This is a genomic window from Amycolatopsis sp. NPDC004378 (assembly GCF_053602455.1).
Window position 1 is genome coordinate 169,540 of the sequence record NZ_JBSGDR010000003.1, and the last position, 25,531, is coordinate 195,070.

The 25,531-nt window shown below is 73.4% G+C and carries 8 protein-coding genes; 4 read left to right on the forward strand and 4 right to left on the reverse strand.

Annotated features, from left to right (window positions below; genetic code table 11):
- Positions 1–1,053, reverse strand: a complete 1,053-nt coding sequence (locus ACWEN0_RS12415) for a FecCD family ABC transporter permease (protein ID WP_451972336.1) — start codon at positions 1,051–1,053, stop codon at positions 1–3.
- A gap of 1 nt (position 1,054) precedes the next feature.
- Positions 1,055–2,092 (reverse strand): FecCD family ABC transporter permease, encoded by a 1,038-nt coding sequence (locus ACWEN0_RS12420; protein ID WP_451972338.1) that lies wholly within the window; start codon positions 2,090–2,092, stop codon positions 1,055–1,057.
- 135 nt (positions 2,093–2,227) lie between these two features.
- Here ACWEN0_RS12420 and ACWEN0_RS12425 point away from each other — a divergent pair, with 135 nt between their 5' ends.
- The 4 genes from ACWEN0_RS12425 to ACWEN0_RS12440 all read left to right on the forward strand — a co-directional run bounded on the left by ACWEN0_RS12425 (position 2,228) and on the right by ACWEN0_RS12440 (position 21,978).
- Positions 2,228–20,230 carry an amino acid adenylation domain-containing protein gene (locus tag ACWEN0_RS12425; RefSeq protein WP_451972340.1) on the forward strand — a complete coding sequence of 6,001 codons (18,003 nt, stop codon included), beginning with the start codon at positions 2,228–2,230 and terminating at the stop codon, positions 20,228–20,230.
- Positions 20,231–20,232: 2 nt separating this feature from the next.
- Positions 20,233–20,649, forward strand: coding sequence for an aspartate 1-decarboxylase (gene panD / locus ACWEN0_RS12430; protein WP_451972342.1), 417 nt, complete (start codon positions 20,233–20,235; stop codon positions 20,647–20,649).
- Between the two features lie 82 nt (positions 20,650–20,731).
- Entirely contained in the window at positions 20,732–21,757 is a 1,026-nt protein-coding gene (locus ACWEN0_RS12435; RefSeq protein WP_451972344.1) for an ABC transporter substrate-binding protein, read from the forward strand.
- 11 nt (positions 21,758–21,768) lie between these two features.
- On the forward strand, positions 21,769–21,978 hold the full coding sequence (locus ACWEN0_RS12440; protein ID WP_451972346.1) for an MbtH family protein: 210 nt from the start codon (positions 21,769–21,771) through the stop codon (positions 21,976–21,978).
- Between the two features lie 60 nt (positions 21,979–22,038).
- Here ACWEN0_RS12440 and ACWEN0_RS12445 read toward each other — a convergent pair whose 3' ends face one another.
- Positions 22,039–23,790, reverse strand: a complete 1,752-nt coding sequence (locus ACWEN0_RS12445) for an ABC transporter ATP-binding protein (RefSeq protein WP_451972348.1) — start codon at positions 23,788–23,790, stop codon at positions 22,039–22,041.
- A complete protein-coding gene (locus ACWEN0_RS12450) occupies positions 23,787–25,460 on the reverse strand; it encodes an ABC transporter ATP-binding protein (RefSeq protein WP_451972350.1) in 1,674 nt (557 codons plus the stop codon). The genes ACWEN0_RS12445 and ACWEN0_RS12450 overlap by 4 nt, the downstream gene beginning before the upstream one ends.
- Positions 25,461–25,531: the final 71 nt, after the last annotated feature.

Below are 25,531 nucleotides of genomic sequence, written 5' to 3' on the forward strand. Positions count from 1 at the left end.
TCAGCCTCCGGAGCCGGATCGGTTGGCCCTGGCCAGCAGCCAGAGCAGCAGGGGCGCGCCGAGCACGCCGGTCACGATGCCGACCGGGAGTGCCGACGCCGTCAGCGAGCGCGCGATGATGTCGCTGCCCAGCACCACGACCGCGCCCATGAGCGCGGACGCCGTGATCGGCGGCGAGGAGAGCTTGGCGAGCCGTTGCGCGATCTGCGGTGAGGTCAGCGCCACGAACGAGATCGGGCCCGCCGACGCCGTGGCGAACGCGACCATCCCGGCGCCGGCGAGCAGCAGGCCGAGCCGGACCGGCTGCACCGGGGTGCCGAGCCCGGCCGCGACGTCGTCGCCGAGCAGCAGGGTCTGCATCCACCGCGACAGCGCCAGCACCAGCGGGAACAGCACGACGAGCGCGCCGGACAGCGGCACGACGTGCTCCCAGCCGCGGTTGGCGAGGTTGCCGACGAGCCAGCCGATCGACGCCTGCGCCTCGGTGATCTGCGCCTTGCTCAGCAGGTAGTCGGTGAGGCTGGTGCACATCGCGAAGATCCCGATGCCCACCAGCAGGATCCGGTACCCGGTGGTCCCGCGCCGCCACGCCAGCGCGTACACGAGCAAAGCCGTCAGCAGCCCGCCGATGAGGCCGAGCGTCGTGGTGCCGAGCCCGCCGCCGAAGCCGAACGCGATGCCGGCGACGACGAAGGTGGCCGCGCCCGCGTTGATGCCGATCATGTCCGGGCTGGCCAGGGGGTTGCGCGTGATGGTCTGGAACACCGCGCCGGACGCGCCGAACGCGAGCCCGGCCAGCAGCCCGGTCAGGGCCCGGGGCAGCCGTAGTTCCTGGACGATGTAGCCGGTTCCGTTGTCACTGCCGCCGAAGAGCCCGGACAGGACGTCGGACACGCTCATCGGGACGTCGCCGATCGTCATGCCCACGCAGAACAGCACGAACACGAGCACCGCGAGAACCGCGGAAACGAGCAGCAGCCGCGGCCGGACCCGGCCGGACACCATGCCCGTGCGGAACGTGACCCGGTCGCTCCGGATCTGCAGGAGACTCACGTCAGGACTCCACGAGCTTGCGGCGGCGGACCAGCCAGATGAAGAACGGCGCGCCGAGGAACGCGACGATCACGCCCGCGCGGATCTCGCCCGGCCGCGCCAGGACCCGCCCGAGGATGTCGGCGGCGAGCAGCAGGCACGGCGCGAGGACGGCCGTGTAGGGCAGCAGCCAGCGGTGGTCCGGGCCGATGACGAACCGCACCGCGTGCGGGACGATCAGGCCGAGGAACACGATCGGTCCGGCGACGGCGACGGCCGCGCCGGTCAGCAGCGTGATCGCCAGCGCGCCGCGCAGCCGCAGCGGGCCGAGTTTGCGGCCGAGCGCGATCGCGACGTCGTCGCCGAGGGCGAGGCTGTTCAGCGCCGGACCGCTCGCGATCGCCAGCACCACGCCGACGACGAGGAACGGCAGGACCTGCAGCAAGGCGGTGCCGTCCACGCCGGACAGCGAACCGGCCGACCAGAAGCGGTAGCGGTTGAGCGCCACCGGGTCCGACAGCACCATCGCGCTGGTGAACGACGCGAGCAGCGCGGTGACGGCGGCTCCGGCGAGGGCGAGCTTGACCGGACTCGACCCGGCGCGCCCGCGCGTGCCGAGGAAGTAGACGACGGCCGTCGCGGCGAGCGCGCCGCCGAAGGCGAACCAGACGTAGCCGTAGAGGGAACTGATCCCCAGCACGGTGATCGAGAACACGATGGCGAACGCGGCCCCGGCGCTGACGCCGAGCAGGCCCGGATCGGCCAGCGGGTTGCGGGTCAGCGCCTGCATCACCGTGCCGGCCAGGCCGAGCCCGGCGCCCACCAGCACGGCGAGCACGGTCCTCGGCATGCGCACGCTGTGGATGATCACGGCGTCCGCCGAGCCGTCGTTGTGCCACAGCACCTGCCAGACGGCGCCGAACGAGATCTCCTTGGACCCCAGCCAGATGCTCAGCAGGCAGAGGAAAACCAGCGCGGCGAAGGCGGCCAGCAGACCGAGCGCGCGGCCCGTGTGTGGCGGGCGTCGCGTGAGAGCGAGCCCTCCGGGGTCTGTTCGCACCGCACCTCCGACTGGTACTCATTTTAGGTAAGGCTAACCGATGGTACAGCAGTGCATTCTCACCCTCGGTTTGTTAGGTTGCCCTAAGTCCACACCCGGTTCGGGTGTCTTGAGCAGCGGGAGGCTGGTCTACCGGTGAGCAACGGTGACGCTGTGCAGCAGGTGGCGGAGCTCGGTTTCTGGCGTGGCCGCCTCGCCTCGGCACCGAAGGAGCTCGCGCTGCCGGTCGACCGGCCGTACGCCGCCTCGCCGGTCCTGGCCCGGCTCTCGCGGCCGTTGCCCGCGGTGGACGAGCTGACGCTCCTCGCGGCGTTCACCGTGCTCTTGTCCCGCTATGCGGGAACCGCCGACGTCGTGCTCGGCATCGGTTCGCTGGTGCCACTGCGGGTGGATCTCGGTGGCTCGCCCGGTTTTGCCGAGGTCGTCACGCGCGTCCGTGAGGCGCGCGAAGAAGCGCTGGCGCACGAAGTCCCGTTCGCCGACCTGGTCGCCGAAGTGCGGCCGCAGCCCGGGCGTGGGGGAGCGGTGCTCGTCAACGTCGGCTTCGGCGCCGAGACGGACCTGCCCCTTGACCTGAACCTGACCGCGGACGGCGCGCACTACCGCGCCGACGTCCTCGACGAGTCCACTGTGGACCGCATGCTCGGGCACCTGGAGCACCTGCTGGCCGAAGCCTTGGCGAATCCACAGTGGCCGGTCGCGCGGCTGAGCCTGATGCCGGAGTCCGAGCTGCGCCGGATTCTCGAGGAGTGGAACGACACCGGCCTCGACACGCCGTTGTCGACCCTGCCGGAGCTGTTCGCCGCCCGCGTCCGGGAGGCTCCGGACGCCGTGGCCCTCGTGTTCGAGGACCAGGAGCTGACCTACGCCGAGCTGGACGCCCGCGCGAACCGGCTTGCCCACGTCCTCATCGGACACGGCGCCGGGCCCGAACGCGTCGTCGCGCTCGCCGTACCGCGGTCCCTCGAAATGATCGTCGCCGAGCTGGCCGTCCTGAAAGCCGGGGCCGCGTACCTGCCGCTGGACCAGGACTACCCGGCCGAGCGGATCGCGTTCATGGTGGCCGACGCCCGGCCCGTCTGCGTCGTGACGACCGGCGAACTCGCCGACCGCTTCGACGGCGACGTCCTGCTGCTCGACGACGTCTCGTGGGACCCGGCACCGGACCCGGAAGCGGCGATCGTCCCGGCCAACGCCGCGTACGTCATCTACACGTCCGGCTCCACCGGACGGCCCAAGGGCGTCGTGGTGTCGCACGCGGGGGTCGCGAAGCTCGTCGCGACGCAGTCGGAGCGCTTCGGCGTCGGCCCGCACAGCCGGGTGCTGCAGTTCGCGTCGCCGAGCTTCGACGTCGCGTTCTGGGACCTCTGCCTCGGCCTGCTTTCCGGCGGCCGCCTGGTGATCGCCCCCGCCGAGCGGCGCGTGCCCGGCCCCGAGCTGGCCGAATACGCCCACGCCAACGGCGTCGACTTCATGATCCTGCCGCCCGCGCTGCTGGCCGAGTTCCCCGAAGACTGCGACCTGCCGCGCGACAGCGTCCTGCTGGCCGGCACCGAGCGTGTTTCACCGGAGCTGGTGCGGCGCTGGGCCCCGGGCCGGCGGATGTTCAACGCCTACGGCCCGACCGAAGCCACCACCAACTCGACGCTCGGGCTGTGCGACCCGGAGCTCGCGCCGGGCTCGGCCGTGCCGATCGGCGTCCCGGACCCCGGCACCCGCGCGTACGTCCTCGACGCCGCACTCGCGCCGGTCCCGATCGGGGTCACCGGCGAGCTGTACCTCGCGGGATCGGGCTTGGCACGCGGGTATCTCGGGCGCCCGGGGTTGACGTCGGAGCGGTTCGTGGCCGACCCGTTCGGTTCCGGCGGGCGCCTCTACCGGACCGGTGACCTGGTGAAATGGCTGCCGGACGGCCGGCTGGTGTTCCTCGGCCGCGCCGACGACCAGGTCAAGATCCGCGGCTACCGCATCGAACCGGGCGAGATCGAGTCGGTGCTCGCCGAGCACCCGCGCGTCGGCCAGTCGGTCGTCGTCGCGCAGGACGGGCAGCTCGTCGCCTACGCCGTGCCGGTGCCCGACCGCGACGAAGCCGCCGAGCAGGGGCACGTCGAGGAATGGCACGCCGTCCACGAGGAAATGCTCGCCGGGTCGACCGGCATCGAGGAGAACTTCGCCGGCTGGAACTCCAGCTACGACGGCTCGGACCTCCCCCTCGACGAGATGCGCGAGTGGCACGCGGCCACCATCGACCGGATCCGCGCGCTGCGGCCCCGGCGCGTCCTCGAGATCGGCGTCGGCAGCGGGCTCATCCTGTCGCGGATCGCACCGGACGCCGAAACGTACTGGGGTGTCGACCTTTCCGAGAGCGCGGTGGCGAACGTCCGGCGCGAGGTCGCCGCGACGCCGTTCGCCGACCGGGTGCACCTCGCCGCCCGCCCGGCCCACGACCTGGGCGAACTGCCGGACGAACCGTTCGACACGGTGATCATCAACTCCGTGGCGCAGTACTTCCCGAGCGCCGGCTACCTCACCGAAGTGGTGAAGACGGCCGCCGGGGTGCTGGCGCCGGGCGGCACGCTCTTCCTCGGCGACATCCGGAACCTCCGGTCGCTGCGCGCGTTCCGCACGGCGGTCGAGCTGCGGCACGGCCGGGCCGACGTCGCCGCGGTCGACCAGGCGATCGCCCGTGAAGGCGAGCTGGTCCTGGACCCGGACTTCTTCCCGGCCCTGGCTCGCGGGCTCGATGGCTTCGACGACGTCGACCTGTGGGTGAAGCGCGGGCACGCGCACAACGAGCTGACCCGGCACCGCTACGACGTCGTCCTGCGCAAGGCGCCGAAGCCGGTGCCGGTCGAGGAGCAGGTCGTCGCGTTCGGGGATCTCGGCTCGGTGGAACGGTTCCTGGCCGCCGAGGCGCCGGCGCGGCTGCGCGTCACGGGCATCCCGGACGCGCGGCTGACCGGTGAGCTGGCGGCAGTGCGGGCCCTCGACGCGGGGGACGCCGAAGGGGCGTTGGCCGCGCTCGAACGACGTGATGGCGTCGACCCGGAGGCACTGCACCGGCTCGGCGGGCGGGCCGGGTACCGGGTGGCGGTGACGTGGGCGGCGGACAGCGGCGGGCTCGAGGCCGTCTTCTCGAGGGGGGAAGACTGCCCGGCCGCCTACCGCCTGGTCCGGCCGACCGGCACACCCGCGTCGTACGCCAACAACCCCGCGGCCCGGCGCGAGACCGGCGCACTGGTGGCGTCGCTGCGGGCGCACGTCCGGGACCGGCTGCCGCTGTACATGGTGCCGTCGGCGTTCGTCGTGCTGGACAGGCTGCCGGTGCTCGCCTCGGGCAAGCTGGACCGCAAGGCGCTGCCGAGCCCGGAGCGGTTCACCGCCGGGCCGGGCCGCGCGCCGCGCAACCCCGTCGAGCAGCTGCTGTGCGAGATGTTCGCCGACGTCCTCGGCGTGCCGCAGGCCGGGCCCGACGACGACTTCTTCGCCCTCGGCGGGCATTCCCTGCTCGCGACCCGGCTGATCCAGCGCATCCGCGCGGCCGTCGGGGCCGAGGTGCCGGTGCGGGCGGTGTTCGACGCGCCGACCCCGGCCGCGCTGGCGGAACTCCTGGCCGGTTCCGTGACGGGCACCGAGCGGGCGCCGCTCACCCGCGTGGCCGAGCGGCCGGACCGGCTGCCGCTGTCCTTCGCGCAGCAACGGCTCTGGTTCCTGCACGGGCTGGAAGGCGGCTCGGCGACGTACAACGTCCCGCTCGTCATGCAGCTGTCCGGCGAGCTGGACGTCGAGGCGCTGCGGTCGGCGCTGGACGACGTCGTCGCCCGGCACGAAGCTTTGCGGACGGTGTTCCCGACCGCGGACGGTGTGCCGTACCAGGAAGTTCTCCCCGAGGCGACGGTCGACTTGACTGTTCGCCCGATGGCCGGGTCCGAAGTGGACGAGCTCGTCCGTGGCGTGTTCGACCTCGGCGCGGGGGTGCCGGTGCGGGCCGCGCTGCTGACCGTCGACCCGCGGCGGCACGTGCTGGTCCTGGTCGTCCACCACATCGCCGCCGACGGCTGGTCGCTGACGCCGCTGTGGCGGGACATCGCCACGGCCTACCGCGCCCGGCTGCGCGGCGACGCTCCCGAGTGGACACCGCTGCCGGTCCAGTACGCGGACTACTCGCTGTGGCAACGAGAACTGCTCGCCACCGAGGAGGCCGCCCAGCTCGGCTACTGGCGCACGACCCTGGCCGGCCTGCCCGAGCGGATCCCGCTCCCGCTGGACCGGCCGCACCCGGCGGTGTCCGCCTACCGCGGCGAGTTCTTCACCTTCACCTGGGACACCGTCCTGCAGGCCGGGCTCGCCGACCTCGCCCGAGCGTGCGGCGCCAGCCCGTTCATGGTCGTCCACGCGGGCCTGACCGCGCTGCTGTCGCGCCTCGGCGGCGGCACGGACATCCCGATCGGCACCCCGATCGCCGGCCGCACCGACCCGGCCCTGGACGACCTCGTCGGCTTCTTCGTCAACACGCTCGTGTTGCGGGTGGACACCGGCGGCGACCCGTCGTTCCGCGAGCTCGTGGCCCGCGTCCGGGAGCGCAGCCTGGACGCCTACGCCCACCAGGACGTCCCGTTCGAGCGGCTGGTCGAGGCGCTGAACCCGGCCCGGTCGCTGGCGTACCACCCGCTGTTCCAGACCATGCTCGCCTGGCAGAACACGCCCGGCGCCGGTGTCGAACTGCCCGGGCTGACGGTCACCGAGCGGCCCGTCGGCACCGGTACGGCCAAGTTCGACCTCTGGTTCTCCCTCACCGAGCGCGCCGACGGCATCCACGGCCAGGCCGAGTTCAACGCCGAGGTCTTCGACCACGCGACCGTGACCGGCATCCTCGACCGCCTGGAAGTCCTGCTGCGCCAGGCCGTCGCGGCCCCGGACCGGCGGCTCGGCTCGCTGGACGTCCTGACCCCGGCCGAACGCGAAAGCCTGCCCGCGGTCTGGTCCGGCGCGACCGAGGACGTCCCAGCGGTGACCGTGCCCGAGCTGTTCGCGGCCCAGGTCGCGCGGACGCCCGGGGCCACGGCGCTGGTCTTCGAGGACGAAGAGCTCACCTACGCCGAGCTGGACGCCGTCTCGAACCGCCTCGCCCGCGTGCTGGCCCAGCGCGGCGCGGGACCCGAGCACGTCGTCGCCCTGGCCCTGCCGCGCTCGACGCACCTGGTCACGGCCATCCTCGCCGTGCTCAAGACCGGCGCGGCCTACCTGCCCCTCGACCCGGGCTACCCGGCCGACCGCCTCGCGTTCATGCTCGAAGACGCGGCCCCGGTGCTGGTCCTGGACTCCGCCGACGACCTGCCGCCGCTCGACGGGGTCCCGGACGCGCCGCTCGACGTCGTGCTCAGGCCGGAGAACCCGGCGTACGTCATCTACACCTCCGGTTCGACGGGCCGGCCCAAGGGCGTCGTCGTCCCGCACGCGGGGATCGTCAACCGGCTGCTGTGGATGCAGGCCGAGTACGGCCTGACCGGCGACGACCGGGTCCTGCAGAAGACGCCGTCGAGCTTCGACGTCTCCGTCTGGGAGTTCCTGTGGCCGCTGGTCACCGGCGCCACCGAGGTCCTCGCCCGGCCGGACGGGCACAAGGACCCCGCCTACCTCGCGCGGCTGATCCGCGAGCGCGGGATCACGACCGTCCACTTCGTCCCGTCGATGCTCCAGGTCTTCCTGCAGGAGCCGGCCGCGAAGGAGTGCACCAGCCTGCACCGGGTGCTGTGCAGCGGCGAAGCCCTGCCGCCCGACGCGGTCGTGCAGTTCGGCGAGGTCCTGGACGCCGAGCTGCACAACCTCTACGGCCCGACCGAAGCCTCGGTGGACGTGACGTCCTGGCGGACGTCCACTGAGGACACGACCGTCCCGATCGGACGTCCCGTGTGGAACACGCGGACGTACGTGCTCGACGCCGCACTGCGTCCGGTGCCGCCGGGCACGGCCGGTGAGCTGTACCTGGCGGGCGTCCAGCTCGCCCGTGGCTACCTCGGCCGACCCGGGCTGAGTGCGGAACGGTTCGTCGCGTCGCCGTTCGAGCCGGGGGAGCGGATGTACCGCACCGGGGACCTGGCGCGCTTCCGTCCCGACGGCGTCCTCGAGTTCCTCGGCCGCGGCGACGAGCAGATCAAGATCCGCGGCTTCCGCGTCGAACCCGGCGAGATCGCGGCCACGCTCGCCGCGCACGACGACGTCGCGCACGCCGTGGTCGTCGCGCGCGAAGACCGGCCGGGCGACGTCCGCCTGGTCGGCTACGTCGTCCCCGCCGACACCCCGGCGAGCGCCGGTGACGAGACCGAGCAGGTCGGCGAGTGGCGCGAGCTGTACGACTCGGTGTACGCGGGCGCCGGCGACGAGTTCGCGGGCTGGAACTCCAGCTACACCGGTGAACCGATCCCGCGCGCGGAGATGCGCGAGTGGCGGGACGCGATCGTCACGCGGGTCCGGGAGCTGCGGCCGCGGCGCGTGCTCGAGATCGGCGTCGGGACCGGCCTGCTCCTCACGGAACTGGCGCCGCACTGCGAGTCCTACTGGGGCACGGACTTCTCGGCCGAGGTCATCGCGTCGCTGGGCTCGCGCGTGGCCGCCGACCCCGGACTCGCCGGGCGCGTCGAACTGCGCACCGGCGACGCCGCCGACGTGTCCGGCCTGCCCGCGGGGTACTTCGACACCATCGTGCTCAACTCCGTCGTCCAGTACTTCCCCAGCGGGACGTACCTCCTCAACGTGCTGCGCAAGGCCGTGGACCTGCTCGCGCCGGGTGGCTCGGTGTTCGTCGGCGACGTGCGGGACCTGCGTCAGGTCCGGGCGTTCCACGCCGCGGTGGCGGAGGCCCGCGGCGGCGACGTCGAGCAGGGTCTGCTGCGGGAGAAGGAACTGCTCGTCGCCCCCGAGTTCTTCGCCGGGCTCGACGAGGTCGCGGCGGACATCCGCGTCAAGCGCGGCCGGGCGGTCAACGAGCTGACGCAGTACCGCTACGACGTCACCCTGCGTCCGGGCCCGGCCGCGGCCCCCGAGGTCCCCACGCTCCGGTGGGGCACCGAGGTGTCCGCTGTGGACGAAGTCACCGGTCCGTGCCGGATCGAACGCGTGCCGAACGCCCGCACCGCACCGGACGGGGTGAACCCCGAAGACTGGTACGCCTTCGGTGAGGCGCAGGGCTACCGCACGGTCGTGACCTGGTCCGCCGAGGGCGACGGGTCCGTGGACGTCGTCTTCACGACCGGCGACACCGCGGGCGCGTTCCGGCCGGGCAGCGAGCCGCTGCTGTCCTACACCGGCAACCCCGGCCGCTTCCGGCGGATCAGCACGCTGACCGCGGACCTGCGGACCCTCGCCGCCGACCGGCTGCCCGAGCACATGGTGCCCTCGGCGATCGTCGTGCTCGACGCGCTCCCGGTGACGGCCAACGGCAAGCTCGACCGCCGCGCCCTGCCGTCGCCGGACCCGGTCGCGCCGACGTCCGGCCGCGAGCCGCGCACGCCGGTCGAACGGCAGCTGTGCGAGCTGTTCGCCGACGTCCTCGGCCTGCCGCGCGTCGGCCCCGACGACAGCTTCTTCGCCCTGGGCGGGCATTCGCTGCTGGCCACCCGGCTCATCGCCCGCATCCGCGCGACGCTGAACGCCGAGCTGGAGGTCCGGTCGGTGTTCGAGACGCCGACCGCCGCCGGGCTGGCCGGCCTGCTCGCCACGAGCGGCACGTCCGCCCGCCCGCCGCTCGTCCCGGCGGTGCGGCCCTCACCGGTGCCGCTGTCCGGTGCGCAGCAGCGGCTGTGGTTCCTGCACCACCTCGAAGGCCCGTCGGCGACCTACAACGTGCCGCTCGTCATGCGGCTCGAAGGCGGGCTCGACGTCGAAGCGCTCAGGGCAGCACTGTCCGATGTGGTCGCGCGGCACGAGGCGCTGCGCACGCGGTTCCCGCAGCGGGACGGCGTGCCGTACCAGGACATCCTCCCGGCCGGAGACGTCGAGCTGCCGGTGCGCGAGGTCGCCGACCTCGACGCGGCGCTGACCGCTCTCGTCCGCGGCTCGTTCGACCTGGAACGGCACGCCCCGATGCGCGCCGAGCTGCTCCGGACCGGCGAGCGTGAGCACGTCTTCGCGCTGGTGTTCCACCACATCGCCTCCGACGGCTGGTCGATGGCTCCGCTGTGGCGGGACATCGCCACGGCCTACGCCGCGCGGAGCGCCGGGAGGGATCCACAGTGGACACCATTGCCGGTGCAGTACGCGGACTACACGCTGTGGCAGCGGGATCTGCTCGGCAGCGAAGACGATCCGGACAGCGTGCTCAGCACCCAGCTCGGCTACTGGCGCGACACCCTGGACGGCCTGCAGGACCGCATCGAGCTGCCCCTGGACCGCCCGCACCCGGCGACCGCCACCTTCCGCGGCGAGCTGCACACCTTCACCTGGGACGCCGAGCTCCACGCCCGCCTGACCGAGCTGGCCCGGGAATCCGGCGCCAGCGTGTTCATGGTGGTGCACGCGGCCCTCGCCGCTCTGCTCACCCGGCTCGGCGCGGGCACGGACGTCCCGATCGGCTCGCCCATCGCCGGCCGCACCGACCCGGCGCTCGACGACCTCGTCGGGTTCTTCGTCAACACGCTCGTCCTGCGCGTCGACACCGGGGGCGAGCCGTCGTTCCGCGACCTCGTGTCGCGGGTCCGTGAGCGCAACCTCGACGCGTACGCCCACCAGGACGTGCCGTTCGAGCGGCTCGTCGAGGTGCTCAACCCGGCGCGGTCCCTGTCGTACCACCCGCTGTTCCAGGTCATGCTCGCCGGGCAGAACAACGCCCGCGCCGAAGTCACCCTGCCGGGCCTGGTCGTGACGGAGATCCCGGTGACCACCGGAACGTCGAAGTTCGACCTGGCGATCTCGCTGACCGAGCGCGAAACCGGGATCGCCGGCGTGCTGGAGTTCAACGCCGACGTCTTCGACCACCCGGGCGCGGACGCGATCCTGCGCCGCCTCGAAGTCCTGTTGCGCGCGGCCCTGGCCGAGCCGGACCGCCCGGTCGGCGCCCTCGACCTGCTGGCCGGCGACGAGCGTGACCAGGTCCTGACCCGCTGGGCCGGGTCGCTCGAACCGGCGGGCACCGAGACGTTCCCCGGCCTGTTCGCCCGCCGCGTCGCGGAAGCCCCGGACGCGGTGGCGCTGGTCTTCGAGGACGTCGAGCTGACCTACGCGGAGGTCGACGCCCGCGCCAACCGGCTCGCGCACCGGCTGCTCGAGCGCGGCGCCGGGCCGGAGCGGGTCGTCGCGCTCGCCGTGCCGCGGTCGGTCGAGATGATCGTCGCGGAGCTGGCCGTGCTCAAGGCGGGCGCGGCCTACCTGCCGGTCGACGTCGACTACCCCGGCGACCGGATCGCCTACATGGTCGAGGACGCGCGCCCGGTCTGCGTCGTCACGACCCGGGAGATCGACGCGAAGCTGCCCGCGGACGTGCCGCGCGTCCTGCTCGACGACCCGGCCCTCGGCACACTGTCCACTGAGGACCCGGCCGTCGAGGTCAAGCCGGAGAACGCGGCGTACGTGCTCTACACGTCCGGTTCGTCCGGGCGGCCGAAGGGCGTCGTCCTGCAGCATTCGGGCGTCGCGAAGCTGGTCGCCACCCAGGTCGAGCGGTTCGGGATCGGCCCGCACAGCCGGGTGCTGCAGTTCGCGTCGCCGAGCTTCGACGTCGCCTTCTGGGACCTCTGCCTCGGCCTGCTCTCGGGGGGCCGCCTGGTCGTGGTCCCGGCCGAGCGCCGGGTCGCGGGTCCGGCGCTGAGCGAGTACGCCTTCGCGCACGGCGTGGACTTCATGATCCTGCCGCCCGCGCTGCTCGACGCCATGCCGGAGGACTGCGACCTCCCGCGCGACAGCGTCCTGCTCGCCGGCACCGAGCGCGTGTCGCCGGAGCTGATCCGGCGGTGGGCGCCGGGCCGCCGGATGTTCAACGCCTACGGCCCGACCGAGGCGACGACCAACTCGACCCTGGGCGAGAGCGACCCGGCCGAGCTGGCGGACGCCACGGTCGTCCCGATCGGCATCCCCGACCCCGGCACGCGCGCGTACGTGCTCGACGCCGGGCTGCGGCCGGTGCCGCCGGGCGTAGTGGGGGAGTTGTACCTCGCCGGTTCGGGCCTGGCCCGCGGCTACCTCGGGCGCCCCGGCTTGACGTCGGAACGGTTCGTCGCGGACCCCTTCGGCTCCGGTGGGAGGCTCTACCGCACCGGTGACCTGGTGAAATGGCTGCCGGACGGCCGTCTCGTGTTCCTCGGGCGAGCCGACGACCAGGTCAAGATCCGCGGCTACCGCATCGAGCCGGGCGAGATCGAGGCCGTGCTCGCCGAGCACCCGGCCGTCGGGCGGTCCGTCGTCCTCGCGCACGACGGGCGGCTCGTCGCCTACGCCGTCCCGGCCGCGAGCCGGGACGAAGAAGCGGAACTGGACCACGTCGGCGAATGGCGCGAGCTGCACGAGAACGTCTTCACCGAGGCGGCGTCGGGCGGGCTGGAGGAGAACTTCACGGGCTGGAACTCCAGCTACGACGGCTCCGAAATCCCCCTCGACGAGATGCGCGAGTGGCACACGGCCACCATCGACCGGATCCGCGCGCTGCACCCGAAGCGGGTCCTCGAGATCGGCGTCGGCAGCGGGCTGATCCTGTCCCGGATCGCGCCCGACGCCGAGGCGTACTGGGGCGTCGACCTGTCCGAGCGCGCCATCGCGAACCTGCGGCGAGAGCTCGCGGCGACGTCGTTCGCGGACAAGGTCCACCTGGCCGCGCGCCCGGCGCACGACCTGGGCGAGTTGCCGGACGAGCCGTTCGACACCGTGGTCATCAACTCCGTGGCGCAGTACTTCCCGAGCGTCGGCTACCTCGCCGAGGTCGTCCGCACGGCCGCGGCGCACGTCCGGCCGGGCGGCGTGCTCTTCCTCGGCGACATCCGGAACCTGCGCTCGCTGCGGGCGTTCCGGACGGCGACCGAGCTGCGGCACGGCCGCCGGACCGCGGCGGCGGTCGACCAGGCCGTCGCGCGCGAGGGCGAACTGGTGCTCGACCCGGACTTCTTCGCGGCCCTGGCTCGCGGTCTGGACGGCTTCGAGGACGTCGACCTGTGGGTGAAGCGCGGGCGCGCGCACAACGAGCTGACCCGGCACCGCTACGACGTCGTCCTCCGGAAAGCGCCCAAACCGGCGCCGGTCGAGGAGACCGTTGTCCCGTTCACGTCGCTCGACGAGCTGGCGCGGGTGCTGGCCGAACGCCCGGCGCGGCTGCGGGTCACCGGCGTCCCGGACGCGCGGCTGTCCGGCGAACTGGCCGCGGTCGCCGCGCTCGCCGAAGGTGACGCCGATGCGGCCCTGTCCGCGTTGGCCGCCGATCCGTCCGGAGTGGACATCGAGAACCTGCCCGACCTCGGGTACCGCGTCTACGCGGCACCTGCGCAGCCGGGTGTGCTCGAGGTCGTGTTCACCACCGGTGAGCCGACGCGCATCCACCGCGCGCGCCCGGCCCGGGCCGCTCTGGCCGGTCTGGGGAACCACCCGGCCGGGCAACGGGACACCAGTGCCCTGGTCTCGGCCCTGCGGGCCCACGTCCGCGACCGGCTGCCGCAGTACATGGTGCCGTCGGCGTTCGTCGTCCTCGACCGGCTGCCGCTGCTCGCGTCGGGCAAGCTCGACCGGCGTGCGCTCCCCAGCCCCGGCCAGCAGACCGCGACTGCGGGCCGCGCGCCGCGTACCCCGGTCGAGGAAGTCCTCTGCGGGTTGTTCGCCGAGGTCCTCGACGCCGCGTCGATCGGCGTCGACGACGACTTCTTCGCCCTCGGCGGGCATTCGCTGATGGCGACCCGGCTCGTCGCGCGGCTGCGCGCGGTGTTCGGCGTCGAACTGCAGGTGCGGTCGGTGTTCGAGACGCCGACCGTCGCCGGGCTGGCCGCCCTGCTGTCCACTCAGGACGCCTCGGTCGCGCGACCGGCGCTGGTGCGCGTCGAGCCGCGTCCGGAGGTGCTGCCGCTGTCGTTCGCCCAGCAACGCCTGTGGTTCCTGCACCGGCTGGAAGGCCCGTCGGCGACCTACGCCATGCCGACCGCGGTCCGGCTGACCGGCGAACTCGACACCGACGCGCTGCGCACGGCGTTGTCCGATGTGGTCGAACGCCACGAAGCACTCCGCACGGTGTTCCCGGAGATCGACGGCGAGGCCCGGCAGCTGATCCTCGACGACGTCACGATCCCGCTGCCGACCCGGACGGTCACGGAGGCCACGCTCGCCGGCGCGGTGTCCGAGGCGGCTCGCACGGTGTTCGAGCTGGAGTCCGACATCCCGCTGCGCGCCGAGCTGCTTCGCCTGGGCGATCGCGAGCACGTCCTGGTGCTCGTGTTCCACCACATCGCGTCCGACGGCTGGTCGACCGCGCCCCTGTGGCGCGACCTCGCGACGGCCTACACCGCCCGCCGGGCCGGTGACGCTCCTCAGTGGACTCCATTGCCGGTGCAGTACGCGGACTACACGCTCTGGCAGCGGGACGTCCTCGGCGAACCGGTCATCGAACCGCAGCTGGCGTACTGGCGGGAGGCGCTGGCGGACCTGCCGGAGCGGATCGAGCTGCCGACGGACCGCCCGCACCCGGCGGAAACGTCCTACCGGGGTGCGCAGTTCGCCTTCGGCTGGGACGCCGAACTCCACAGTGGACTCGTCGAGCTGGCCCGCGCCTGCGGCGCCAGCGTGTTCATGGTCGTGCACGCCGGGCTCACGGCGGTGCTCACCCGGCTCGGCGCGGGCACCGACATCCCGCTCGGCACGTCCGTCGCCGGCCGCACCGACCCCGCGTTGGACGACCTCGTCGGCTTCTTCGTCAACACGCTGGTGTTGCGGGTGGACACCGGCGGCGACCCGTCGTTCCGCGAGCTCGTGGCCCGCGTCCGGGAGCGCAGCCTGGACGCCTACGCGCACCAGGACGTCCCGTTCGAGCGGCTGGTCGAGGCGCTGAACCCGGTGCGCTCGCTGGCGTACCACCCGCTGTTCCAGACGATGCTCGCCTGGCAGAACAACGCCGTCGCGGACCTGGTGCTGCCCGGGTTGACGGTGGCCGAGGAGCCGGTCCGCACCGGCACCGCGCGGGCCGACCTGACGTTCTTCGTCGGCGAGAAGCCCGGTCACCGGACCGGGATCCGCGGCACCGCCGAGTACAACAGCGACGTCTTCGACCGCGCCGGCGTCGAGGCGATCCTCGAGCGGCTGCGCATGCTGCTGAAGGCCGTCGTGACCGACCCGGACACCCGGATCGGCGCGGTCGACCTGCTCACCGCCGCCGAGCACGAACAGCTCGCCCCCGGCGCCGCGACACTGCTCCCGGCGGAGACGCCCGCCGAGCTGTTCGCGGCCCAGGTCGCGCGGACCCCGGACGCTCCCGCGCTGGTGTTCGGCGGTCAGACCCTGACCTTCGCGGAGCTGGACCGGCGGGCCACCACCCTCGCCCGGGCGTTGCTCGCGCGGGGTGCCGGACCGGAGCGGGTCGTGGCGGTCGCGCTGCCACGGTCGGTGGACCTGGTCGTCGCGCTGCTGGCCGTGCTCAAGACCGGCGCGGCCTCCCTGCCGCTGGACCTGAACCACCCGGCCGAGCGCGTCGAGCTGATGCTCGCGGACGCCGCACCCCACCTCGTCGTCGCCGAGGACGGCTTCGGCGACCGGCTGGTCCGGCCCGGCGACACCGGCGCCGCGGCCGCGTGGCCGGTGATCAGCCCGGACAACCCGGCGTACGTGATCTTCACGTCCGGCTCGACCGGCCGCCCGAAGGCGGTCGCGGGCACGCAGCGGGCCCTGGCCAACCGGCTGCACTGGGGCCGCGAAGCCGCCCAGGGCGTGCGGATCGCCAAGAGCGCGCTGACGTTCATCGACGGCTCGACCGAGCTGCTCGGCGGGCTGGTCGCGGGCGACGCGGTCGTCCTGGCCGACGACGCGACGGCCACCGACCCGCTCGCCTTGGCCGAGCTGGTCCGCACGTCCGGCGCGCAGGTGCTGACCGTCGTCCCGAGTCTGCTCGACACCTTCGCCGAGGACGCCCCGGCGGGCGCGTTCGACTCCGTGACGACGTGGGTCACCAGTGGCGAACCGCTCTCCGACGCCCTCGCCGAGAAGGTCGCGCTGAAGTGGCCGGCCGCGAGGCTGGTCAACCTCTACGGCTGCTCGGAGGCCGCGGGCGACAGCCTCGCGCAGGTCTGCGGGCCGGTGGCCCTCGGGCGGCCGATCGCGAACACCCGCGCGCACGTCCTCGACGCCGGGCTGCGGCCGGTGCCGCCGGGGGTGCGCGGTGAGCTGTACCTGGCCGGTGCCGGGCTCGCGCGCGGCTACCTCGGGCGTCCGGCGCTCAGCGCGGAACGGTTCGTCGCGTCGCCGTTCGAGACGGGGGAGCGGATGTACCGCACCGGCGACCTGGTCCGCCGCCGGCCCGACGGTGCCCTCGAGTTCCTGGGCCGCGCCGACCAGCAGATCAAGATCCGCGGCTTCCGCGTCGAACCGGGCGAGGTCGAAGCCGTGCTGACGGCGGACGCGTCGGTGGCGCGCGCGGCCGTGATCGCGCGGGAGAACCGGCTGATCGCCTACGTCGCACCGGCCGGCGATCCCACGGCGTTGCGCGCACGGGTTGCCGAGTGCTTGCCGGAGTACCTGGTGCCCTCGGCCGTCGTGGTGCTGCCCGAACTCCCGGTGAACGCCAACGGGAAGCTCGACCGCGCCGCCCTGCCCGACCCCGCGGTCCGGACCTCGGACCGGGTCGCGCGGACCCCGGCCGAGCAGGCGCTGTGCGACCTCTTCGCCGACGTCCTCGGCGTGCCGCAGGCCGGGCCGGACGACGGGTTCTTCACCCTCGGTGGCCACTCGCTGCTCGCCACGCGGCTGGTCAGCCGGATCCGCGCCCTGCTCGGCGTCGAGGTCCCGATCCGGGCGGTCTTCGACGCGCCGACCCCGGCCCGCCTCGCCGAACTGCTGGACCCCGGGCGGCAGAGCCGTCCCGCGCTGGTCCCGGCGGACCGGCCCGCGGTCCTGCCGCTGTCGTTCGCCCAGCAGCGGCTCTGGTTCCTCGACCGCCTGGACGGCCTGAACGCGACCTACAACATCCCGTGGGCGTGGGAGCTGACCGGCCGCGTGGACGTCGACGCCCTGCGCGCGGCGCTGGGCGATGTCGTGACTCGGCACGAGATCCTCCGGACGATGATCGTCGAAGAGCACGGCACGCCGCGCCAGATCGTCCTGGACGCGGGCGACGACCGAGCCCGGCCCGTGCTGGTCACGGAAACGGCGGCGGATCCCGACGAGCGCGTCACCGCCGCGGCGTCGTACTGCTTCACCCTCGACGCCGAGATCCCGGTCCGCGCCACGCTCGTTTCCGCGGGGCCCGGGCGGCACGTGTTCGTGCTGCTGGTGCACCACATCGCGGGCGACGGCTGGTCGCTGCCGCCGCTGAAGCGGGACCTCGACACGGCCTACGCGGCCCGCCTGCGCGGTGAACGTCCACAGTGGACGCCGTTGCCGGTGCAGTACGCGGACTACACGCTGTGGCAGCGGGAGATGCTCGGCCGGGCCGACGACCCGGACAGCGTCCTCGGCCGCCAAGCGGCGTTCTGGCGCGCCACGCTCGCCGGGATCCCCGACGAGCTGGCGCTGCCCGCGGACCGGCCCCGTCCGGCCCGCTCGACCAACCGCGGCGCGGCCGTGTCGTTCACCGTGCCCGCCGACGTCCACAACGGACTCCGCGAGCTGGGCCACGGCAGCGGCACCAGCACGTTCATGGTGCTGCAGGCGGCTCTCGCGGCGCTGCTCACGCGGCTCGGCGCGGGCACCGACATCCCGCTCGGCACACCGGTCGCGGGCCGCACCGACCACGCGATGGAGGACCTGGCCGGGTTCTTCGTCAACACGCTCGTCCTGCGCACGGACACCGGCGGCGACCCGACGTTCCGCGAGCTGCTGGACCGGGTCCGCGAGGCCGACCTCGCCGCGTACGCCCACCAGGACCTGCCGTTCGAGCACCTCGTCGAGCTGCTCAACCCGGCCCGGTCCCTGGCCCGGCACCCGCTGTTCCAGGTGATGCTCGCGGTCTACCACTCGGGTGCCGAACAGGAGCGGCTGCTCGGGCTCGACGCGTCCTACCGGGACACCGGGCTGCGGCAGGCGAAGTTCGACCTGTCGTTCGACCTCGTCGAAGCCCCCGGCGGCATCGACGGTGACCTCGAGTTCAGCCTCGACCTCTTCGACGAGCCGACCGCCCGGACCCTCACCGAGCGCCTGGTGCGGCTGATGACCGCGGTCGTCGCCGACCCGGACCGGCCGCTGAGCCGGATCGACGTCCTGGACCCGGCCGAGCGCCACCGGATCGTCGCCGAGTGGGGCGCGGGCGAGCCGCTGACCACGGCCGCGCCGACGGTCGTCGACCGGCTGGCCGCGCAGGTGGCGGCGACGCCGGACGCGACCGCGCTGAGCGACGCCGGCGGCAACGTCACCTTCGCGGAGTTCGCGACCCGGACCGACCGCCTGGCCCGGTGGCTGGCGGCCCGCGGCGCGGGTCCGGAGAAGGTCGTGGCCTTGGTGCTGCCACGCTCGGCGGCGGTCGTCGAGGCGATCTTCGGCGTGTTCAAGACCGGCGCCGCGTACCTGCCGGTGGACCCGGACCAGCCGGCCGACCGGATCTCGGCGATCCTCGCCGACGCCGGTGCCGCGCTGGTGCTCACCAGCCGCGCGCTGGCCTCGCCGGTGCCCGGAGCCCTGTTCGTCGAGGACATTGTGGACAGTGACACGTCCCTGACACCGCCGTCGCCCGCGAACCCGGCTTATGTGCTTTATACGTCCGGCTCGACGGGCCAGCCCAAGGGAGTCGTCATCCCGCATTCGGGGCTGGTGAACCTGTTCCACAGCCACCGCGAGACGCTCTACCGCCCGGCCGTCGCCGCGGCGGGCGGGCGGCGGTTGCGGGTCGGCCACGCCTGGGCGTTCTTCTTCGACGCCTCGTGGCAGCCGCAGTTGTGGCTGCTGGACGGGCACGAGGTGCACGTCGTCGACGATGACACGCGCCGCGATCCCGCGCGGCTGGCCGCGGTGGTGCGCGAACGCGGGCTCGACTTCCTCGAACTGACGCCGTCACACTTCGCGCAACTGGCGGAGGCGGGCGTGATCGAGGACGGTTCGTGTGCGCTGGGCGTCGTCGGCGTCGGCGGCGAGGCCGTGTCCCAGACGCTGTGGGAGACGCTGCGGTCGATGCCGGGTACCGCGGCGTACAACCTCTACGGCCCGACCGAGGCCACAGTGGACGCGCTGGTCGGCCGGTTCGCCGACGCGGACCGGCCGGTGGTGGGGCGGCCCGTGCACAACGCCCGCGCATACGTCCTCGACGGCGGCCTGACGCCGGTCCCGGCGGGCGTGCCCGGCGAGCTGTACCTGGCCGGCGCCGGGCTGGCCCGCGGCTACCACGAGCGTCCCGCGCTCACCGCGGACCGGTTCGTCGCCGACCCGTTCGGGCCGCCGGGGGAGCGGATGTACCGCACCGGCGACCTGGTGCGGTGGCGGCCCGACGGGCAGCTCGAGTACCTCGGCCGCACCGACGACCAGGTCAAGCTCCGCGGCTTCCGGATCGAGCCGGGCGAGATCGAGACGACCTTGGCGCGCCACGACGACGTGGACCAGGCGCTCGTCGTCGTCCGGCAAGACCGGCTGGTCGCCTACACCACCCCGGCGACCGCGGATCCGGTGCGGCTGCGGGAGTTCGCGGCCCGGTCGCTGCCCGGGTACATGGTGCCCGCGGCGATCGTCCCGCTGGACGCGTTCCCCGTGACCCCCAACGGGAAGCTCGACAAGGCCGCCCTGCCGGTGCCCGGGTTCGAGACCCGCGGCCGGGCGCCGGAAACCCCGCTGGAGAAGACCCTCTGCGAAGTCTTCGCGGAGGTCCTGGACGTCGGCACGGTCGGTGCCGACGACGACCTGTTCGCCCTCGGCGGGCATTCGATGCTGCTCGTGGTCCTGCGCGACCGGATCACCGAGCGGCTCGGGACCGAGGTCCCGATCGCCGAGTTCTTCCGTACCCCCACGGCGGCCGGACTTGCCGCCCTGGTGACCCGAGACGCGAGGTAGCCGTGCACCGCACCCTGATGAACGCCAAGATCCACCGGGCCACCGTCACCCAGGCCGACCTGCACTACGTCGGCTCCCTGACCATCGACGCGGAGCTGATGGCGGCGGCGGACATCGTCGAAGGCGAGAAGGTCCAGGTCGTCGACATCACCAACGGCGCCCGGCTGGAGACCTACGCCATCACCGGTGAGCCGGGCACCGGGGTGATCGGCGTCAACGGCGCGGCCGCGCACCTGGTGCACCCCGGCGACCTCGTCATCATCATCACCTACGCCCAGGTCGAGGAGGCCGAGCGCGCCGCACACCGGCCGCGGGTGGTGCACGTCGACGCGGACAACCGCCAAGTCCACCTGGGACACGACCCGGCCGAGCCGGTACCCGGCGCCGAAGCGCAGCTCTCCGGGCGGGGTGGGCACTGACACAACACCCACCCCGGCTGTTGCGTTTGAGAGGCTGCCCTAAATAAGGTGTGCCTATCCTAAAGACTGGCGAGAGGTTCTCATGTCCGTGTTTCAAGGCGCTGCCGGGCTCAGCCGGCGTGGATTCCTGATCGGGGCGGGCGGGCTCGCCGCGGCCGCCGCGCTGACCGCGTGCGGCAGCGGCGAGGACAAGTCGTCCGGCGCCGCTTCGGGTCCCTGGGAGTTCACCGACGACCGCGGGCAGAAGGCGTCGCGCGACCAGCGCCCGGCCCGCGTCGTGGCCTACGTCAGTTCGGCCGCGGCCCTGTGGGACTACGGCGTCCGCCCGGTCGGCGTGTTCGGCCCGCAGAAGACGGCCGGCGGCCAGAAGGAGATCCAGGCCGGCAACATCGACCTGAACGCCGTCACGTCGATCGGCAACGCCTGGGACGACTTCAGCATGGAGAAGTTCGCGGCGACGAAACCCGACCTGGTGATCACCGGTCTGACCGGCGCCAAGCCGACCGACCTGTGGGTGCTGAAGGACGACGTCGGCACGAAGGTCCAGCAGGTCGCCCCGATCGTCGCGCTGTCGGAGCACAAGGTCACGCTGCCCAAGGTGATCGAGCGCTACGAGCAGCTGGCCGTCGCCCTGGGCGGGGACGCGAACTCCGAGGTCATCAGGAAGGGCAAGGACGACTTCCAGAAGGCGTCCGACGACCTCAAGGCGGCGGTGAAGGCCAAGCCCGGCCTCAAGGTGCTCGTGGTGTCCAGCGACAAGGACAACCTCTACGTCTGCAAGCCGGAGTTCTTCGCGGACCTGGCGTACTACCGCGACCTCGGCCTGGACATCATCAACGGCGCCGGCTCGGACGACTACTTCGAGACGCTCAGCTGGGAGCAGGCCGGCAAGTACCCGGCCGACCTGATCCTGACCGACAGCCGCACGTACGCGCTGTCGCGGCAGCAGCTGGCGGCGATCCCGACGTGGGCGCAACTGCCCGCGGTCAAGGCGAACCAGCTCGCCGACTGGTCGACCGAACCCCGGTTCAACCCGGTGCTCGCGGCCCCGGTCATCCGGAAGCTGACCGAGGTCGTCAAGAGCGCCCGCACGGACATCACCGCCTGAGGAGGCCTGGCATGACCAACCCGTTCGAAGACGCCGACGGCACATACCTGGTGCTCGTGAACGCCGAGAACCAGCACAGCCTGTGGCCGGAGTTCGTGGACGTCCCGGCCGGCTGGACGGTCGCGTTCGGCCCGGCTCCGCGGCAGGAGTGCCTGGACCACGTGGAAGCGAACTGGACGGACATGCGGCCGAAGTCCCTGGCCGACGCCATGGACGACTAGCCACGTAAAACCCGTGAAGGCCGCCTTGACTCCCTCAAGGCGGCCTTCACGGTTTCGGCCTCAGGCGCGCTGGCCCGACCAGGCCGCCCACAGCCCGGCGTACGCGCCGCCCGCCGCGACGAGCTCGTCGTGCGTGCCGGACTCCACCACCGCGCCCGCGTCGAGCACCACGACCCGGTCCGACGCCGCCGCCTGCGTCAGGCGGTGGGCGACCACCAGCGCCGTGCGTCCCGCCAGGGCCGCCGCGGCCGCCGACTCCAGGACCCGCGCGCCCGCGCTGCCCGCCTCCGCCGTCGCCTCGTCGAGGATCGCGATCGGCGGGTCGGCCAGCACCAGCCGGACCAGGGCGAGCTGCTGGGCCTGGGTGACCGTCAGCTGGTGCCCGCCTTCGCCGACCACGGTGGCCAGACCGTCCGGCAGGGCGTCCACCCAGGTCAGGGCGCCGACCTTGGCCAACGCCTCGCGGAGTTCGGTGTCGGAGGCCGACGGCCGCGCGAGCCGCAGGTCGTCCCGCAGGGGCCCCGCGAAGACGTGCACCTCCTGGCTGATCAGGGCGACGGTCCGGCGGATGCCGTCCGGCCCCAGCTCGTCCAGGGACACCCCGCCGAGCGTCACCGACCCCGAAGCCGGGCGGTGGATGCCGGCGATCAGCTTGGCCAGCGTGGTCTTCCCGGCGCCGCTCGCCCCGACCAGGGCCACCCGCTCGCCCGGCGTGACGTCGAGGTCGATGTCCCGCAGCACCGGATGACCGTCCACATAGGAGTAACCGGCCGCCGCCGTCTTGACCGACGCGTCGACCGGGCGTGCCGGGCGCGAAGGCGGTGCCTCGGCGGGCAGGTCGGCGACGCCGATCAGCCGCGCGAGGCCCGCCGCGGCCGCCTGCGCGTCGTCGACCAGCGCCAGTGCCGTGGTGATCGGCCCGAACAGGCTGTGGAAGTACAGTGCCGCCGCGGTCGCGACGCCGACCGTCACCGCGTCCGCTCCGACGAGCAGGAACCCCATCGCGAGCACCGCCGAGAGGCCGGCGAACTCCGCCAGGTTGAGCCGCGCGTAGAACCGCGTGACCAGCCGGATCCCGCGCAGCGCCAGGTCGACGGCCGTGTCCGAGCGCTTCCGCACCCGGTCCAGGTGCGCGTCGGCCAGCCGGAACGCCCGGACGGTCTTCGCGCCGCCGATGGTGTCGAGCAGCTGCTGCTGTTGCGCGCCGACGGCTTCGCGTTGGCTGGCGTACAGGGGCTTCGCACGCGGGACGTACCAGCGCACGGTCCACAGCTGGATCGGCACGGCGACCAGCGCGGCCAGCAGGAACCGCCAGTCGAGCACGGCCAGCGCGCCGAGCGTCAGCACCACCGTCAGCACCGAACGCCCCAGCTCGGGCAGCGCCTGCCGGACGGCTTCCGCGACGACCGAGACGTCGTTCGTGACCCGTGTGGTGAGGTCGCCGGACCCGGCGCGCTCGAGCTGGTCGAGGGGCAGCCCGAGAGCGCGCTCGACGAACCGCTCGCGCAGCTCGGCCAGGATCGTCTCGCCCAGCCGCGCCACCAGCGCCACGCCGATCGCGGTGGCGACCGCCTGGCCCACCGCGACGACCACCAGTCCGACGACCGGCGTGACCAGTTCGGCCGCCGGCCGCCGCATCGCGACCAGGTCGACGACCCGGCCGAGCAGGGGAGCCGTGAGCAGCCCGATCGCGGTCGCCGCGACGAGCATCGCGAACGCGGCCGCGGCGCGGCCCTTCGACCGGCCGACGAGCTCGCCGACGACGGCGCGGATCCGGCGCCCGCCGGCCACGGGGAGGAGTTCGCGCGTCATGACAGCACCGCCGCCCGGTAGTCGGCGCGACCGGCCAGCTCGGCGTGGCTGCCTTCGCCCGCGATCCGCCCGTCGTCGAGGAGGACGACGCGGTCGGTCGCGGCGAGCAGCGCCGGGCTGGTCGTCACGAGGATGGTGGTGCGGCCGCGCCGCAGTTCGGCCAGGCCCGTGGCGATCCGGGCCTCGGTGACGGTGTCGACGGCCGTCGTCGGGTCGTGCAGGACGAGCACCGGCGCGTCGACGGAGAGCGCGCGGGCCAGGGCGACGCGCTGGCGCTGTCCCCCGGACAAGGACCGCCCGCGTTCGGAGACGGCGGTCGCGACGCCGTCGGGCAGGGCGCCGGCCACCTCGTCGACGGCCGCCGCAGTCATCGCCTCGGCGGACCGGGGACCGGTTTCGAAGTTCTCCGCGACGGTCCCGGCGAACAGGTCCGCGTCGTGCGCCGCGACGAGCACCACCTCGCGCACCCGGCTCGGGTCCACAGTGGACAGATCGACCGAGTCGACCGAAACCGAGCCGGCCGCGGGGTCCGCGGCGCGGCCGAGGCAGTCGAGGAGGTCGGTCGCGGCGGCCGGGTCGGTGGCGACCACGCCGAGCAACTCGCCCGGGCGGGCTTCGAACTCGACGTCGCGCAGCGCTCCGCGGCTCAGGGCGGAGAGCCGGACGTGCCCGGCGGACGGTGTCGGCAGCGTCCCGTCACCGGGGCCGACGGCGGCGGGCGCGTTCAGGACGTCGGCGATGCGCGCCGCCGACGCGCGGCCCTGGGCGAGTTCGCCGTTGACCCACGAGAAGATCGAGAACGGCGTGATCAGGTACTGCGCGAGCCCGACCGCGGCGACGAGGTCGCCGACGCTGATGTCGCCCGCCGCGGCGAGGGTGCCGCCGACGAGCGCGACGACGGCGATGAAGACGCCGGTCAGCGCGAGCAGTGCGCCGTTGTGCCAGGCCTGGGCGCGCGCGGCACGCAGGGTCGCCTTCAGGGAGTCCTGGCTGGTGCGGCGGTAACGGTCCACGGCCGCGCGTTCGGCGCCGACGCCCTTCAGCACGCGCAGCCCGGCGACGAGGTCGGTGGCGACGCCGGAGGCGAACGCGGACCGCTCCTGTTCGGCTTCGCTGCGGCGTTCCAGGGGCTTGCCGACCAGGTGGGCCAGGTACAGCATCGGCGGCGTGCCGAGCAGCACGAGCAGGCCGAGCGGGATGCTCATCGTCAGCAGCACGACGGCGCTGACCAGCAGCCCGGCGAGCCCGGCGACGCCGAACGGCAGGATGCCGTTGACCTGGCCGACGCGTTTCGCGTCCGACGTCCCGATGCTCACCAGCTCGCCCGCGAGGGTGCCGGCCTCGGCGCCGCCGCCGGGGTGCAGCACGCGGCGTCCGACGTCGAGACGGAGGTCGTGGGCGGCGCGTTCGGCGGCGCGCTCACCGAAGCGGGCGCCGAGCCGGTAGCTGGTCGACAGCGCGGCGAAGAGCACCCCCAGGACCGCCAGCCAAACCAGCAGCGTGCCCACCGAGCCACCCGCGACGGCCTGGTCGATCACCACGCCGATCACCACCGGCACCAGCGCTTCGCCGCCCTGGTGGCCCGCGGTCAGCAGCGCCGCGAGCCCCACCGATCGTCGCTGCCCGGTGATCGAACGGCGGAGGACGTCCCGTCCCGTCGTCGTGCTCACCCGCGCCTCCCTGTCCTGTCGTGGGATAGGTAAGGCTAGTCTAAGTAAAGGAGTTACGGGAACACGGTCGG